Annotated in this window: 13 protein-coding genes, 1 pseudogene and 1 riboswitch; of the genes and pseudogenes, 13 read left to right on the top strand and 1 reads right to left on the bottom strand. The window is 66.9% G+C overall.

Annotated elements, in window-relative coordinates; all coding sequences use genetic code 11:
• The 8 genes and pseudogenes from BW975_RS18175 to cobJ all read left to right on the top strand — a co-directional run.
• Positions 1 to 259, top strand: a pseudogene (locus BW975_RS18175) (hypothetical protein); the annotation flags it as partial.
• A 109-nt stretch (positions 260 to 368) separates the two neighbouring features.
• Positions 369 to 576, top strand: a riboswitch (cobalamin riboswitch).
• A gap of 92 nt (positions 577 to 668) precedes the next feature.
• Positions 669 to 1,064, top strand: a complete 396-nt coding sequence (locus BW975_RS17505) for a DUF1636 family protein (RefSeq protein ID WP_076535629.1) — start codon at positions 669 to 671, stop codon at positions 1,062 to 1,064.
• Positions 1,057 to 2,115 carry a cobalamin biosynthesis protein CobW gene (gene cobW, locus BW975_RS17500; protein ID WP_076535628.1) on the top strand — a complete coding sequence of 353 codons (1,059 nt, stop codon included), beginning with the start codon at positions 1,057 to 1,059 and terminating at the stop codon, positions 2,113 to 2,115. Before BW975_RS17505 ends, cobW begins: the two co-directional genes overlap by 8 nt.
• 4 nt (positions 2,116 to 2,119) lie before the next feature.
• Positions 2,120 to 5,425 carry a cobaltochelatase subunit CobN gene (gene cobN, locus BW975_RS17495; protein WP_076535627.1) on the top strand — a complete coding sequence of 1,102 codons (3,306 nt, stop codon included), beginning with the start codon at positions 2,120 to 2,122 and terminating at the stop codon, positions 5,423 to 5,425.
• Positions 5,422 to 6,555, top strand: coding sequence for a cobalamin biosynthesis protein CobG (locus tag BW975_RS17490; protein WP_076535626.1), 1,134 nt, complete (start codon positions 5,422 to 5,424; stop codon positions 6,553 to 6,555). Before cobN ends, BW975_RS17490 begins: the two co-directional genes overlap by 4 nt.
• Entirely contained in the window at positions 6,552 to 7,181 is a 630-nt protein-coding gene (locus BW975_RS17485) for a precorrin-8X methylmutase (RefSeq protein WP_076535625.1), read from the top strand. The genes BW975_RS17490 and BW975_RS17485 overlap by 4 nt, the downstream gene beginning before the upstream one ends.
• The gene (gene cobI / locus BW975_RS17480; protein WP_076535624.1) at positions 7,178 to 7,912 is read left to right on the top strand and encodes a precorrin-2 C(20)-methyltransferase; all 735 of its coding nucleotides are present in this window, start codon (positions 7,178 to 7,180) and stop codon (positions 7,910 to 7,912) included. The genes BW975_RS17485 and cobI overlap by 4 nt, the downstream gene beginning before the upstream one ends.
• Positions 7,909 to 8,661, top strand: coding sequence for a precorrin-3B C(17)-methyltransferase (gene cobJ, locus BW975_RS17475; protein ID WP_076535623.1), 753 nt, complete (start codon positions 7,909 to 7,911; stop codon positions 8,659 to 8,661). The genes cobI and cobJ overlap by 4 nt, the downstream gene beginning before the upstream one ends.
• Here cobJ and BW975_RS17470 read toward each other — a convergent pair.
• Positions 8,634 to 9,389, bottom strand: a complete 756-nt coding sequence (locus tag BW975_RS17470) for a cobalt-precorrin-6A reductase (protein WP_076535622.1) — start codon at positions 9,387 to 9,389, stop codon at positions 8,634 to 8,636. The two genes, cobJ and BW975_RS17470, sit on opposite strands and share 28 nt — an antisense overlap.
• On the opposite strand from BW975_RS17470, the gene cbiE reads away from it, so the two are divergent.
• From cbiE to cobA, 5 genes are read left to right on the top strand one after another with little or no spacing between them, the layout of a single operon-like run.
• Positions 9,388 to 10,587: a precorrin-6y C5,15-methyltransferase (decarboxylating) subunit CbiE gene (gene cbiE, locus BW975_RS17465; protein ID WP_076535621.1), complete on the top strand. Its 1,200-nt coding sequence runs from the start codon at positions 9,388 to 9,390 to the stop codon at positions 10,585 to 10,587. The two genes, BW975_RS17470 and cbiE, sit on opposite strands and share 2 nt — an antisense overlap.
• Positions 10,584 to 10,946, top strand: coding sequence for a cobalamin biosynthesis protein (locus BW975_RS17460; RefSeq protein WP_076535620.1), 363 nt, complete (start codon positions 10,584 to 10,586; stop codon positions 10,944 to 10,946). The genes cbiE and BW975_RS17460 overlap by 4 nt, the downstream gene beginning before the upstream one ends.
• Complete coding sequence (cobM, locus tag BW975_RS17455) at positions 10,943 to 11,737, top strand: precorrin-4 C(11)-methyltransferase (RefSeq protein ID WP_076535619.1); 795 nt, start codon at positions 10,943 to 10,945, stop codon at positions 11,735 to 11,737. Before BW975_RS17460 ends, cobM begins: the two co-directional genes overlap by 4 nt.
• A complete protein-coding gene (locus tag BW975_RS17450) occupies positions 11,730 to 13,043 on the top strand; it encodes a cobyrinate a,c-diamide synthase (protein WP_076535618.1) in 1,314 nt (437 codons plus the stop codon). Before cobM ends, BW975_RS17450 begins: the two co-directional genes overlap by 8 nt.
• Positions 13,040 to 13,759, top strand: a complete 720-nt coding sequence (cobA, locus tag BW975_RS17445; protein ID WP_076535617.1) for a uroporphyrinogen-III C-methyltransferase — start codon at positions 13,040 to 13,042, stop codon at positions 13,757 to 13,759. Before BW975_RS17450 ends, cobA begins: the two co-directional genes overlap by 4 nt.
• Positions 13,760 to 13,777 lie beyond the last annotated feature (18 nt).

The following is a 13,777-nucleotide window of genomic DNA, read 5'->3' as shown; positions in this document are numbered from 1 at the left end:
CAGGCCCTACATTCCGAAAAGGGAGATTGGCCAAACTCTGTATTCCCAAAGAGTCCTCACCCAACACGATTTGCGGACACGGCATTTTCTTTTGGGGGCGTCGCGCCAACACAACCCAGTTTCGAAGATCTTAGTTGACCGTCTTCGCGCCGCCGGAAAACCACATAAGGTTGTCATCACAGCCGTTACTCTAAAGCTCGTCACAATCGCGAACGCGCTTTGCGAATCTCGTCTAAAATGGACCAATCAGATCACCTGAGAAATACAGTTGCCAAGACGCGTGTACCCTACAAAAAACGTCAGCCAGAAAATTCAAAGTGACCCACTACCAGGATTTCCTTCGGCTTGACAGGGCGCTGGCTATGAGTAAACACTGCATCAGTGTTGGTGCCTGCCTCGGCAGGTGAAAAGGGAATGTGCAGCCGCGCGCTATCGCGGCCAAAGACAGCCGCCCCCGCGACCGTAAACGGAAAGGCCGATCACAGCCACTGGCATACGCCGGGAAGGCAGATCGGGCGTAGGGCCAGCTGCCCTGAATCCGCCAGCCGGGAGACCTGCCAACATAAAAGGACGAAACCGGACGGGGTGTGTCGGTGTCGGGGCGATTCCGGCTGCTGGTATCCTCTCGTCATTTCATGCCCGCGTCCCTGAGTTAAGGGGCTTGAGGCGTGAAAGACAGCACAGATGCAACACCTGATCCAACCGAACTGCTGGTCTGTACCAAATGCCGCCGCGGCCGCACCGAGCCGGGTGATGATCGCTGGCCGGGGCAGGTTCTGTTCGATGCGCTGGCCGCGTTGCCATTGCCCGAAGGGGTGCGACTGACGCCGGTTGCTTGCCTGCAAAACTGCGATCACGGCTGCACCGTTGCGCTGCGCGGCGGCGCGCGCTGGAGTTATGTCTTCGCGAATGTCGACGAGCAGGCAGGCCCCGCGATGATCCTTGACGGCGCCGCCCGCTATCACGCGTGCCCCGATGGGCTGATCCCGTGGCGCGAACGCCCCGAACATTTCAAGCGCAATTGTGTTGCGCGCATTCCCCCGCTGGAGGCCTCCGATGTCTGATCTTGCCAAACTTCCCGTCACCGTCATCACCGGATTTCTCGGCTCGGGCAAGACGACGCTGGTGCGCCAGCTGATGCAAAACCCGGGTGGCAAGCGCCTTGCCGTAATCGTCAATGAATTCGGCGATGTGGGCGTTGATGGCGATATCCTGAAATCCTGCGCGATCCCCGATTGCCCGGCGGAAAACATCATGGAGCTGGCAAATGGCTGCATCTGCTGCACCGTGGCCGATGATTTCATTCCGACGATCGAGGCGCTGATGGCGCTCGATCCGCGCCCCGATCACATTTTGATCGAAACCTCCGGCCTTGCGCTGCCCAAGCCGCTGCTCAAGGCGTTCGACTGGCCCGATATCCGCTCGAAGATCACCGTGGACGGCGTGATCGCGCTGGCCGATGCCGAGGCAGTCGCGGCGGGCCGGTTCGCCACCGATGTCGCGCGCGTCGATGCGCAGCGGCTGGCCGATGACAGCATCGACCACGAAACGCCCCTGTCCGAGGTGTTCGGCGATCAGATTTCCTGCGCCGACATTATCCTTTTGACCAAGCCCGACCTTGCCGGGCCGGAAGGCGTTATTCTTGCAAAAGAGGTGATCGCCGCCGAATCTCCGCGCTCGGTGCCGGTGGTCGAAGTGGCCGAAGGCCTCATCGACCCGCGCATCATTCTGGGGTTGGAGGCCGCCGCCGAGGACGATATTGACGCGCGCCCTTCACATCACGATGGCGCGGATGACCACGAGCATGACGACTTCGAGAGCATCGTGGTGGACATTCCCGAAGTTACCGACCCCGCCGATCTGGTTCGCGCTATCGAGGGACTGGCCAACGAGCACAATATTCTGCGAGTCAAGGGATGTGCCGCGGTCGCGGGCAAACCCATGCGCCTGCTGGTGCAGGCCGTGGGCGCGCGGGTGCGGCATCAGTTCGACCGCCCGTGGCAGCCGAACGAGGCCCGCGCGGGCCGGCTGGTCGTCATCGCCGAGCATCACGACATCGACGCAGGCGTGATTCGCACCGCTCTGGGCGCGGCGCGGGCCGAGGCGGCAGAGTAACACCATGCACGTCGTTTTCCGCGAAAGCCACGGGCTGGAAGAGACCGAGACACCGATGGATCTGGTGCAGGACGCCGCCGATCTGGTGGTGCTGTCGCTGTCCGACTCCGATCTGGGCGCTTTCGCGGAAGGCTGGCATCAAGGCGGTGGGCCGGAGGGGCGGCTGCCGACGCTGAGACTGGCCAATATCGTTGCGCTGAAGCATCCCTTGTCGGTCGATACCTATGTCGAGCAGACATTGAGCGGCGCCAAAGGCATCCTGATCCGCCTGATCGGGGGTGTGCCATACTGGCCTTATGGCCTGCAGAGCATCCGTGCGCTGGCGCAGGAAAAAGGGATCGCGCTGGCCGTGCTGCCTGCCGATGGTCGCCCCGACGCGCGGCTGGATGACATGTCGACCCTTCCGAAATCCACGCTGCGGCGGCTTGCGCATCTGTGCGACACAGGCGGCGCGGTTGCGGCGCAGGCGGCGCTGGCGCAACTGGCGTTGGCGGCGGGGCTCTATGCGGGGCCGGTGCGCGGCGCAAAATCGCTGCCTCAGGTCGGGGCCTGGACGCCAGAGCAGGGTGCCTGCTGTCCGGTTCTGGCGCGCGCATCCGCGTCGGCCCTCGCGGGCCAGCCGCGCGTTCTGATCGTCTTCTACCGCTCTTATCTGGTGGCTGCTGACCTCGCGCCGATCATCGCGCTTTTCGACGCTTTCCGCGCGCGCGGTTTCGATGTGGCCGCGCTCTTTGGGCCATCGCTCAAGGCGCCGGAGGCCGCGGGCTGGTTGCGCCGTCAGGTCGCGTCGTTAGACCCGGTGGCCATCGTCAACGCCACCGCCTTTTCCGGCAAGGGCGAGGGTGTCGCGTCGCCGCTAGATGCAGCGGGTGTGCCGGTTTTTCAGGTGGCCCTCGCCACCTCCACCCGAAAGGCCTGGGCCGAGGCCGAGCGGGGCCTTTCGCCCGCTGACCTCGCCATGCATGTGGTCTTGCCCGAGGTGGACGGGCGCATCATGGGCGGCGTCGCCAGTTTCAAGGATCCGGGCAAAAAGGATGCGCAACTGCAATACTCCCGCTTTGCCCACCGCGCCGAGACGGGCAGGATCGCGGCGATCGCGGACCGCGTGCGGGGCTGGAGCCGGCTGGCCGCGACCCCGCCGGCGCAGCGGCGCGTGGCGCTGGTCCTGTCCACCTATCCGGGCAAGAATTGGAACATGGGCCATGCGGTCGGTCTCGATGCGCCACAATCGGCCGAGGCGATCCTGAGCGATCTGGAGGGCGCGGGTTATGACACCGGCGCGAGGGAGGCGCCTTTGCACGAGGCGCTCCAGCAGCGCAGCACGGCTTGGGCGGTGGCGGAGTACAGGTCCGCGTTGGCCCGCCTGCCCGAAACCCTGCGCGCAACGTTGGCCGAGGTCTGGGGCGACCCCGAGGACGATCCCGATTGCCAGAACGGTGCCTTTCACTTCGCCGCCACCCGGCGCGGCAACGCATGGATCGCACTACAGCCCGAACGCGATACGCCCAAGGGCCGCGAGGACAGCTATCACGATCTGGTCCGCACACCTCGCCACGCCTATGTCGCCTTCTATCTGTGGCTGCAAAGCCGCGTCGACGCGCTGGTTCATATCGGCGCGCATGGCACGCTGGAATGGCTGCCGGGCAAATCGGTGGCGCTCTCGGAAACCTGCTGGCCCGAGGTCCTGACAGGCGCGCTGCCGGTTATCTATCCATTTATCGTCAACGATCCCGGCGAGGCCGCGCAGGCCAAGCGGCGCATTGGCGCGGTCACGCTGGGCCATATCCCGCCCCCCATGCGCGCCAGTGGCACGCCCGAACGGCTGGCGCGGCTCGAATCGCTGCTGGACGAGTTTTCTAACGCCGACGGGCTGGATCCACGCCGCCGTGACCGGCTTCAATCCGATATCCGTGACGAGGCGCAGGCGCAGGGGGTCGAGGACGATCTGGGTCTCGATCGTGCCGGCTGCAGCGCCGAGGCGATCACCCGGATCGACCGTTTCGTGTGCGACATCAAGGAAAGCCAGTTCGGCGAAGGCCTGCATATCTGGGGCCGCGCGCCGCAGCGCACCGCGCCCTTTGCCACGGGGCAATCTGCTTCGGCCGAGCAACGCGCGTTGCTGGACGCGCTTGATGGCCGGCGCATCGCGGCCGGCCCCTCCGGCTCGCCCTACCGGGGGCGGCGCGATGTGCTGCCGACGGGGCGCAACCTCTATACCACCGATCCGCGTGCCGTGCCGACGCGCGCGGCCTATGCGCAGGGCGTCCGGCTGGCCGATGAACTGATCCGCCGCCATTTGCAGGATGAGGGCGATTGGCCGCGTGGTCTGATCGTCGATCTCTGGGGATCGGCAACGATGCGCACGGCGGGCGAGGAATTCGCCATGGCGCTGCATCTGCTGGGCGTGCGTCCGGTCTGGGATGCCGGGTCCGAGCGGGTATCAGGCATTGAGGTCATCCCGCTGACCGAAATGCGTCGCCCCCGGATCGACGTCACCTTGCGTGTCTCGGGCCTTTTTCGTGACGTATTCCCGACGCTCTCGGCGCTTTTTGCCCAATCGGTGCGCACATTGGCGGCACGCGACGAAGAGCCGGAGTGGAACCCCTATGCCGGGCGCGAGGATCTGGCGCGGGTCTATGGCCCCCGGCCCGGATCGTTCGGCTTGGGCATGGGCGCGGCGCTGGAGGACTATACCGAGGCGGGGCGGGAAAAGGCGGGCCTCGCATGGCTGGCGGCCAGCGCTTGGGCGCTGGACGGTGAGGCGGCGGTGCACGACACGGCGGGTATCCGGGCGCGTGTCGCGCAGGCGGACAGCTTCGTGCATCCGCAGGACCTTCCCGAAACGGACCTGCTGCTGGCCAGCGACTACGCCGCGCATGAGGCGGGGTTTGCCGCGGCGCAAGCGGTCACGGGGGGGCGTGCGGCGCTCTATCATTTGGCAAACACCAATCCCGATCATCCCCGCACCCGCACCTTGAGCGAAGAGATCGCGCGTGTCGTGCGCGCCCGCGCCGCCAATCCCGGCTGGATCGGGGGCATGAAACAACACGGCTTTCGCGGTGCGGCCGAGATCGCGGCAACTCTGGATCACTTGGCCAGTTTTGCGCATCTGGCGGGTGCGGTGGCGCCGCATCTCTTTGATCTTTACCACGACGCGACGCTGGGTGATCCCGAAACCGAAGGTTTCCTGCAAGATGCCAATCCCGAGGCGTACCGCGCGATGCAGGCGCGTTTTGCCGCGCTGCTGGAGGCCGGCCTGTGGCAGACACGGCGCAATTCGGTGATGGCCGGTCTGGAGGCACCCGCATGAGCGCGCCCGAGGTCAAAGGCTGGTGTCCCGGCGCGTATCGCCCGATGATGGCTGCCGACGGGCTGGTCGTGCGCATCCGTCCGCATATGGCGCGGCTGACAGCGGCGCAGGCGCTGGGCCTTTGCGATCTGGCGCGGCGCTACGGGCACGGTTATCTCGACCTGACGAGCCGTGCGAACCTGCAGATCCGCGGCGTGGCCGAGGCAGATCACGCTGCGTTGGTGGATGCGTTGGGCGATCTGAGCCTGCTTGACGCTGATCCGGCGCTGGAGCGGCGGCGCAACATCCTAGTCGCGCCGTTCTGGCAGGAGGGCGATACCGTCCACCGCCTTGCACAGGCGTTGACTTCGCGGCTTGCCGATGTGCCGGAGCTGCCTGCCAAGGTAGGCTACGCCGTCGATTGCGGCGCGCGCCCCCTGCTGACCGAGGACAGCGCCGATATCCGTATCGAGCGCGGCGCATCCGGCCTGATTCTGCGCGCGGAGGGTGCCGCCTCTGGACGGGCGATCACCGAGGACACGGCCATTCCGGCGTTGATCGAAATGGCGCACTGGTTGGCCCGGCATATCACCCCCGACCAGCGCCGCATGGCGCGCGTGCTGGCCGAGGCGGCCATGCCGGAGGATTGGTGCGACACGCCGCCCTTGCCCCCGGCGCCGCGCCCCCTGATCGGCGCGCGGACGGGCGGCACCTTGATCGGTGCGCCATTCGGGCATGTCGATGCCGCCGCGCTGGCGCAGGTGATCCGCGCGCAGGCATTGCCCGCGATCCGCCTCACTCCTTGGCGGATGCTGCTGCTCGAAGCCGGCACGCCGCCGGACTCGCCCGCCTTCGTCACCGATCCGCAGGACCCGCTGATGCGCGTCGATGCCTGTGCGGGTGCGCCCTTCTGCCCGTCGTCAAGCGTCGAGACACGCGCCCTTGCGCGGGCCCTCGCGCCTTTCGTTGCGGGCAGTCTGCATGTGTCGGGTTGCGCCAAGGGCTGCGCGCGGGCGGGCGCGGCGGACCTCACATTGATCGGACGCGCAGGGCGGTACGATCTGCTGGGCGGTGGCCGCGCTGGCGACACACCCGAGCGATACGGGCTTAGCCCCAAGAACATTCTGGCCGAGATGAGCAAAAACACATGATCCACACTTACGAGACCGATGGCGCCGCGATCTATGCGCAATCCTTTGCGACGATTCGCGCCGAGGCGGATCTGGCCCGCTTCGACACGGATGAGGAACCCATAGCCGTGCGCATGATCCATGCTGCCGGAATGGTGGGGCTGGAACAACATATCCGCATGTCCGCCGGTTTCGCCAAGGCCGCCCGCGCCGCGCTGGCCGTGGGTGCGCCGATCCTGTGCGATGCCCATATGGTCAGCGAGGGGGTGACGCGCCCCCGGCTGCCTGCAAGCAATCAGGTGATCTGCACGCTTCGTGATCCTGTCGTCCCCGATCTGGCGCGCGAGATGGGCAACACCCGCTCCGCCGCTGCGCTGGAGCTGTGGCGCCCGCATCTGGCGGGCGCGCTGGTCGCTATCGGCAACGCGCCCACGGCGCTGTTCCATCTGCTCAACATGCTGCAAGATCCCTCCTGCCCGCGCCCTGCGGCGATCATCGGCTGCCCGGTCGGCTTTGTCGGCGCACGCGAAAGCAAGGACGCGCTCTGGGCCGATCCGCCCGCGCCCTGCTGCATCGTCGAGGGGCGGCTGGGCGGAAGCGCGATCACCGTCGCCGCAATCAACGCCATCGCGAGCCGCGCGGAATGAGTGGCGCCTCCGGCACCATCCATGGCGTGGGCCTTGGCCCCGGTGATCCCGACTTGATGAGCGTGCGGGCCCACCGGCTTGTGACCGGCGCGCGCCATGTCGCGTATTTCCGCAAAGAGGGGCGCGCCGGCCGCGCGCGCGGCATGGTCGAGGGGATGCTGGCGCCGGATGTCGTGGAATTCGCGATGGAATATCCCGTCACCACCGAAATCCCGGTGAGCCACCCGGATTACAACACCACGCTTTCCGCCTTCTACGCCGATTGCACCGCCCATCTGCGCAAGCTGGCGGACCGCGGCGAGGATGTCGTGGTGCTCTGCGAGGGCGATCCGTTTTTCTACGGATCGTTCATGCATCTCTATACGCGGCTCAACGATGTGGTGCCGGTCCAGGTCGTGCCCGCCACAACCGGTATGTCGGCCGCGTGGACGGCAACGGGCCAGCCCATAACATGGGGCGACGACGTGCTGAGCGTGCTGATGGCGACCCTGCCAGAGGCGGATCTGGTGCGTCACATGCAGGCCGCAGATGCGCTGGTGGTGATGAAGATCGGGCGCAACATCGACAAGCTGCGCCGCGCGCTGCGCGCGGCTGGAAAATATGACGCGGCATGGCTGGTCGAATATGCCAGCATAAAGGGGCAAACGGTGCAGAAACTCTCGGATGCCGAAGGGCGTGTCACGCCATATTTTTCGATCGTAGTCGTGCATGGCAACGGGCGGCGGCCATGAGCGGATCGCTTGTCATCGCGGGGCTGGGGCCGGGCGCCGGGGATCTGGTAACGCCGCAGGTGACGGCCGCGCTGGAGCGCGCCACCGATGTGGTTGGCTACATCCCTTACGTCGCTCGCGTGGCGCCGCGCCCCGGTCTGACGCTACATCCCAGCGATAACCGGGTTGAGCTGGACCGCGCGCGCCACGCGCTGGAAATGGCGGCAGGGGGGCGCCGCGTGGTGGTAGTCTCGTCGGGCGATCCGGGCGTTTTTGCCATGGCATCGGCGGTGTTCGAGGCGGTCGAGCATGGCCCGCGAGCGTGGCGCTATCTGCAGATCGACGTTCTGCCGGGCATCACCGCCATGCTGGCCGCTGCCGCGCGCGTCGGCGCCCCCTTGGGACATGATTTCTGCGCCATCAATCTCAGCGACAACCTCAAGCCCTGGGCGCTGATCGAAAAGCGTCTGCGCCTTGCCGTCGAGGCCGATTTCGCCATGGCCTTCTACAATCCAAGGTCCAAGGCGAGGCCCGAAGGGTTTGCCCGCGTGCTGGACATTCTCAACGATGCCTGCCGCGACACCCGCCCGATGATCTTCGCCCGTGCCGTTTCGACGCCTGACGAGGCGATCCGCATCCTTGCCCTGCCGGACGCGCGCTCCGAGATGGCCGACATGCGCACGATGGTACTGGTCGGCACATCGGCCACGCGGGTGATCGAACGGGACGGCGCGCCTTTTGTCTATACGCCGCGCTCGGTGCCGTCATGAGCGAGCCACGCCAAAACCGCGTCCACCGAATGCGCCTCGCGCCGCAGGGGCAGGGCAGGGCGGTCGATCATGATCACCGGCAGGCCCAATTCGCGCGCGGCGATGATCTTGGCATGGGCGCCTCTGCCGCCGGAATTCTTGGACACGACCAGATCGATCCGATGATCGCGCATCAGCGCCAGATCGCCCGCAATGCTGAACGGGCCTCGGTCCTGAACGATTTCGTACTTGGGGAAGGGCAGCGGCGCATCCGGCCGATTGATCAGGCGCAACAGGTAGAAATGCTGCTTGTTTCGGGCGAACTCCGCCAGATGCATCCGCCCAACGGCCAGCATGACGCGGGTGGCGGGACGGTCCAGCGCGGCCACCGCACCGGCGATATCGGGTACATGGGTCCAATTATCGCCCGGCCCCGCCTGCCACGCGGGGCGCGTCAGCGCGATCAGCGGCACGTCCTCGGCGGCGCATGCGGCGACAGCATTGGCGCTCATCTGGGCGGCGAAGGGATGGGTCGCGTCGATCACATGGCTGATCGCGTGTTCCAACAGGTAGCGGGCCAGCCCCTCGGCCCCGCCGAAACCGCCGACACGCTGCGGAAGCGGCTGGCGCACCGGGCGCTGCACGCGGCCCGCGAAGGACACGGTGCCGCCGATGCCTGCCGCACTGAGAGCCTGGCACAGGGCCGTCGCCTCCGTGGTGCCGCCAAGGATGAGAAGGTTTTGCTTCATGGCTGACGCTCCGTGGCTGACCATCGTTGGAATGGGCGAAGATGCGCCGGATGGCCTGCCGCCCGCAAGCCTCGCCGCGCTGCAGGCGGCGGAAATCGTGATGGGGCCGACCCGGCATCTTGGCCTGTTGCCTGACCTCAAGGCAGAGCTCGTTGCATGGCCCGTGCCGTTTGCGGACGGCATCGCGCCGCTGCTGGGCTTGCGCCGGCGGCGCGTCGTGGTGCTGGCCTCGGGCGATCCGTTCTGGTTCGGCGCGGGCCGCAGCCTTGCGCGGCATCTGGCGCCGGGGGAGTGGACGGCGCTGCCCGGTCCATCCACCTTCTCGCTGGTCGCCGCGCGGATGGGCTGGGCGCTGGAGCGGACCGAATGTCTCGGCCTTCATGCCGCGCCGCATGCCCGCCTGCGGCCTGTCATCTCGGCGGGAGTGCGGATCATCGTGTTGTTGCGCGATGGCGCCGCGGTGCGGGGGATAGCCGAATACCTCAGCGATGCAGGCTTTGGCGCGTCGCGGATGACGGTGTTCGAAGCAGTCGGTGGCCCGCGTGAGCGGCGTAGCGATTGCACTGCTGCGGAATCGCCCGATATCGGCTTCGCCCACCCCGTCTGCGCGGCGGTCGAGCTGCAGGGCGATGGCGCGACGCTGCCCTTGACCGGCGGGCGGCCGGATGCGTGGTTCGACAGCGACGGGCAGATGACCAAGCGGCCGGTGCGTGCGCTGACCCTCTCGGCACTGGCGCCGCGTCCGTTCGAGCATCTGTGGGACATCGGCGGCGGCTCCGGCTCGGTGGGGATCGAGTGGTTGCTGGCCCATTCCAGCGTTACGGCCACTACGATCGAGCCGCGCGCGGATCGCGCCGCGCGGATCGCGCAAAACGCGGCGCGGCTGGGTGTGGACCGCCTGACCGTGGTGCAGGGCGCGGCGCCCGAAGCGTTGGTCGGTCGGCCTTTGCCCGATGCGGTATTCATTGGCGGCGGGCTGTCGCAGGCGCTGCTGGACTGGCTGGAGGCGCATCTGCCGCGCGGCGTGCGGATCGTCGCCAATGCCGTGACGCTGGAAAGCGAGGCGCTGCTGACCGAGGCACGCGCCCGCTTGGGTGGCGATCTGCTGCGGATCGAATTGGCGCAAGCGACGCCGTTGGGAGGCAGGACCTGCTGGAAATCCAGCTATCCGGTGGTGCAGTTGAGCGCGGTTCGATGATCGCCGCGGGGTTCGGATTTCGCGGCAGCGCCGATACGGACAGCCTGCGCGCGGCGTTGGCGGCTTGTGGCGCGGCGCCCGATCTGATCGCCACGGCGATGGGCAAAGAGAAGAGCGCGGGATTGCGTAGATTGGCCGAGGAACTGGGCGTGCCGATCCATGCCGTACCGCTCGGGTTACTAGAGGCGCAAAAAACCTACACTTACTCGCCAGCATCACATGCAGCCCACGGCACCGGCAGCGTGGCCGAGGCAGCGGCGCTGGCCGCCGCCGGCCCCGGCGCGCGGCTGATCTCGGCGCGGCAGATTTCACCCGATCGCATGGCCACCTGCGCCATGGCAGAAGGAGACGGACCTTGACCATTCATTTCATCGGCGCCGGCCCCGGCGCGCCGGACCTTTTGACGCTGCGGGGGCGCGATCTGATCGCGTCCTGCCCTGTTTGCCTTTACGCCGGATCGTTGGTGCCGGAACAGATCCTGAGTTACTGCTCCGACGGCGCGCGTATCGTCAACACGGCGCCGATGGATCTGGATGCGATCATTTCCGAGATGCAGCGCGCACACGCGGCAGGCCAGGACGTTGCCCGCCTCCATTCCGGCGATCTTTCGGTCTGGTCGGCCATGGGCGAGCAGATGCGCCGCCTGCGCGATCTGGATATTCCCATGTCCGTTACGCCGGGCGTGCCATCCTTTGCCGCCGCCGCCGCTGCGCTGGGGGCCGAGCTGACGCTTCCGGGCCTTGCGCAATCGGTGGTGCTTACCCGCACGCCGGGGCGCGCCTCCTCGATGCCCGAGGGCGAGACGCTGGCGAATTTCGCCGCCACCGGCGCGACATTGGCCATTCACCTGTCGATCCAGAATCTGGATCACGTGATGGGCAGCCTGACGCCCGCCTATGGTGCTGATTGCCCCGTCGCCATCGTATTCCGCGCCTCATGGCCGGACGAGCGGATTATTCGCGGCACGCTGGGCAATATTGCCGGGCGGATGGAGGCGGGCATCACGCGTACTGCGCTGATCCTTGTCGGACCTGCGCTGGGGGGCGAGGGGTTCGCAGAAAGCTGCCTATACGCCAAGGATTACGACCGGCGCTACAGGCCGCAAAGCGCGGGCAGCCCTTGGGCAAACTGGAGTGACAAGGATGAATAATGCACCCGGCATAATGATCTCGGCGCCCTCTTCGGGAACCGGCAAGACCACAGTGACGCTGGGCCTCTTGCGCGCGCTGGCAGAGGACGGGATGCGGGTGCAGCCCTTCAAGTCCGGGCCGGATTACATTGATCCCGCCTTTCATCTGGCGGCCGCCGGGCGGGCGTCCTTCAATCTCGATACATGGGCGATGGGTGACGCGCTGCTGAACGCCATCGCGGCGCAGGCGGAGAGCGCGGAAATCTGCGTCGCCGAGGGGTCGATGGGACTTTATGATGGCGTCGCTACGCGTGGGCAGAGCGGCTACGGCACCAGCGCCGAGACGGCGCAGCGCTTAGGCTGGCCCGTGGTGCTGGTGGTCGACGTTAGCGGGCAGGCGCAATCGGCGGCTGCGGCGGCGCTGGGGTTTCGGATGTATAACCCGGATCTCCCCTTTGCGGGCGTGATCCTGAACCGTGTCGCATCGCCGCGTCACGAAAGGTTGACGGCGCTGGGCATGGAAAAGGCCGGGATGAACGTGTTGGGCGCGCTGCCCCGGCGCGGCGATCTGACCCTGCCAGAGCGGCACCTGGGCCTGATACAGGCCGTCGAGCATCCCGATCTGGAAACGGCCATCTCGGGCTATGCCAGCTTCCTGCGCGAGCATGTAGATCTGGAGGCGATCAAATCGGCAGCGCGCGGCAAACCTCTGGCGCTGGGCGGCGCACTGCCTGCGCCGCCCGCACAGCGGATCGCGCTCGCGCAGGATGCTGCGTTCTCCTTCGCCTATCCGCATCTGGTGGAAGGCTGGCGCGCGGCGGGCGCCGAGTTGCTGCCGTTCTCGCCGCTCGCGAACGAGGCGCCGGACCCCGGCGCCGATCTGGTCTGGCTGCCCGGCGGATACCCTGAGCTGCACGCAGGCCGGTTGGCTGCGGCGGATACATTCCGCGCCGGGCTGCGGCGTCACGCGGAAACGCGGCCGGTGCATGGCGAATGTGGCGGCTACATGGCGCTGGGCGCCGGGCTGATCGACAAGGAGGGGAAGTGCCACGCGATGGCCGGGCTGCTGGGGCTTGAGACCAGCTACGAGAAACGCAAGTTCCATCTGGGGTATCGGCAGGCGGAACTCCTCGCGCCGATGCCGGGGCATTTGGCTGGGGCGCGACTGCGCGGGCACGAATACCACTACTCTACCATTCTCGAACAACCGGATGCGCCGCTCGCGAAGGTCGCGGATGCCGACGGCAATCCCGTGCCGGAGACCGGATCGTATCGCGGCTATGTCACCGGCACGTTCTTTCACTTGATCACTGGGCAGGAGCCATGAGCGGTTTCGTCAGCTTTGTCGGATCCGGTCCAGGCGATCCCGAACTGCTGACGCTCAAGGCGGTGGACCGGCTGCGCCGTGCCGATGCGGTGCTGTTCGATGATCTGTCATCGGGGCCGATCCTGGGCCATGCGCGGGCGGGAGCCGACCTGATCGGCGTGGGTAAGCGGGCAGGGCGCGCCTCACCGCGCCAGCATCACGTTAGTCGCCTTCTGGTAGACTATGCACAGACCAATCAGCGCGTCGTGCGGTTGAAATCTGGTGATGGTGGCCTGTTCGGGCGGCTGGAGGAAGAGCTGATCGCGCTGCGGGACGCAGCCATCCGCTACGAGATCATCCCCGGCGTGCCCTCGGCCATCGCGGCGGCGGCGGCGGCGGGCATTCCGCTGACCCGGCGGCTCAGCGCGCGGCGCGTCCAGTTTGTTACAGGGCACGACAACACGGGTGGATTGCCGCAGGACATGAACCTGCCCGCGCTGGCCGATCCCTTAGCATCGACCGTTGTTTTCATGGGTAAACGCACCTTTCCCGACCTTTATGAGGTGCTGAGGCGCCACGGCCTGCCTGGTGACACACCCGCGCTGCTGGCCGAAAATGTCAGCTGCCCGGACCAACGGCTGACGCGGATGACTGTCGCCGAAATGGCGGATCATTTGCGAGGCGAAATCGGCGATGCGCCCGCGTTGATTCTCTACGGCCCGCTGGCCGAGGGGTGAAGAATCCTTTGCGCGCTG

The sequence above is a fragment of the Roseovarius nanhaiticus genome (assembly GCF_900156535.1).
Taxonomy (GTDB): domain Bacteria; phylum Pseudomonadota; class Alphaproteobacteria; order Rhodobacterales; family Rhodobacteraceae; genus Roseovarius; species Roseovarius nanhaiticus.
This window is presented reverse-complemented; position numbering and strand designations above follow the sequence as displayed.

What these genes read in the sequence shown, in the direction of transcription:
- BW975_RS17490 (WP_076535626.1), top strand. Translation starts at nt 5,422, where the DNA reads ATGAGCGCGCCCGAGGTCAAAGGCTGGTGTCCCGGCGCGTATCGCCCG.
- cobA (WP_076535617.1), top strand. Translation starts at nt 13,040, where the DNA reads ATGAGCGGTTTCGTCAGCTTTGTCGGATCCGGTCCAGGCGATCCCGAA.
- BW975_RS17470 (WP_076535622.1), bottom strand. Translation starts at nt 9,389, where the DNA reads ATGAAGCAAAACCTTCTCATCCTTGGCGGCACCACGGAGGCGACGGCC.
- cbiE (WP_076535621.1), top strand. Translation starts at nt 9,388, where the DNA reads ATGGCTGACGCTCCGTGGCTGACCATCGTTGGAATGGGCGAAGATGCG.
- BW975_RS17485 (WP_076535625.1), top strand. Translation starts at nt 6,552, where the DNA reads ATGATCCACACTTACGAGACCGATGGCGCCGCGATCTATGCGCAATCC.
- BW975_RS17460 (WP_076535620.1), top strand. Translation starts at nt 10,584, where the DNA reads ATGATCGCCGCGGGGTTCGGATTTCGCGGCAGCGCCGATACGGACAGC.
- cobJ (WP_076535623.1), top strand. Translation starts at nt 7,909, where the DNA reads ATGAGCGGATCGCTTGTCATCGCGGGGCTGGGGCCGGGCGCCGGGGAT.
- BW975_RS17450 (WP_076535618.1), top strand. Translation starts at nt 11,730, where the DNA reads ATGAATAATGCACCCGGCATAATGATCTCGGCGCCCTCTTCGGGAACC.
- cobI (WP_076535624.1), top strand. Translation starts at nt 7,178, where the DNA reads ATGAGTGGCGCCTCCGGCACCATCCATGGCGTGGGCCTTGGCCCCGGT.
- cobN (WP_076535627.1), top strand. Translation starts at nt 2,120, where the DNA reads ATGCACGTCGTTTTCCGCGAAAGCCACGGGCTGGAAGAGACCGAGACA.
- cobW (WP_076535628.1), top strand. Translation starts at nt 1,057, where the DNA reads ATGTCTGATCTTGCCAAACTTCCCGTCACCGTCATCACCGGATTTCTC.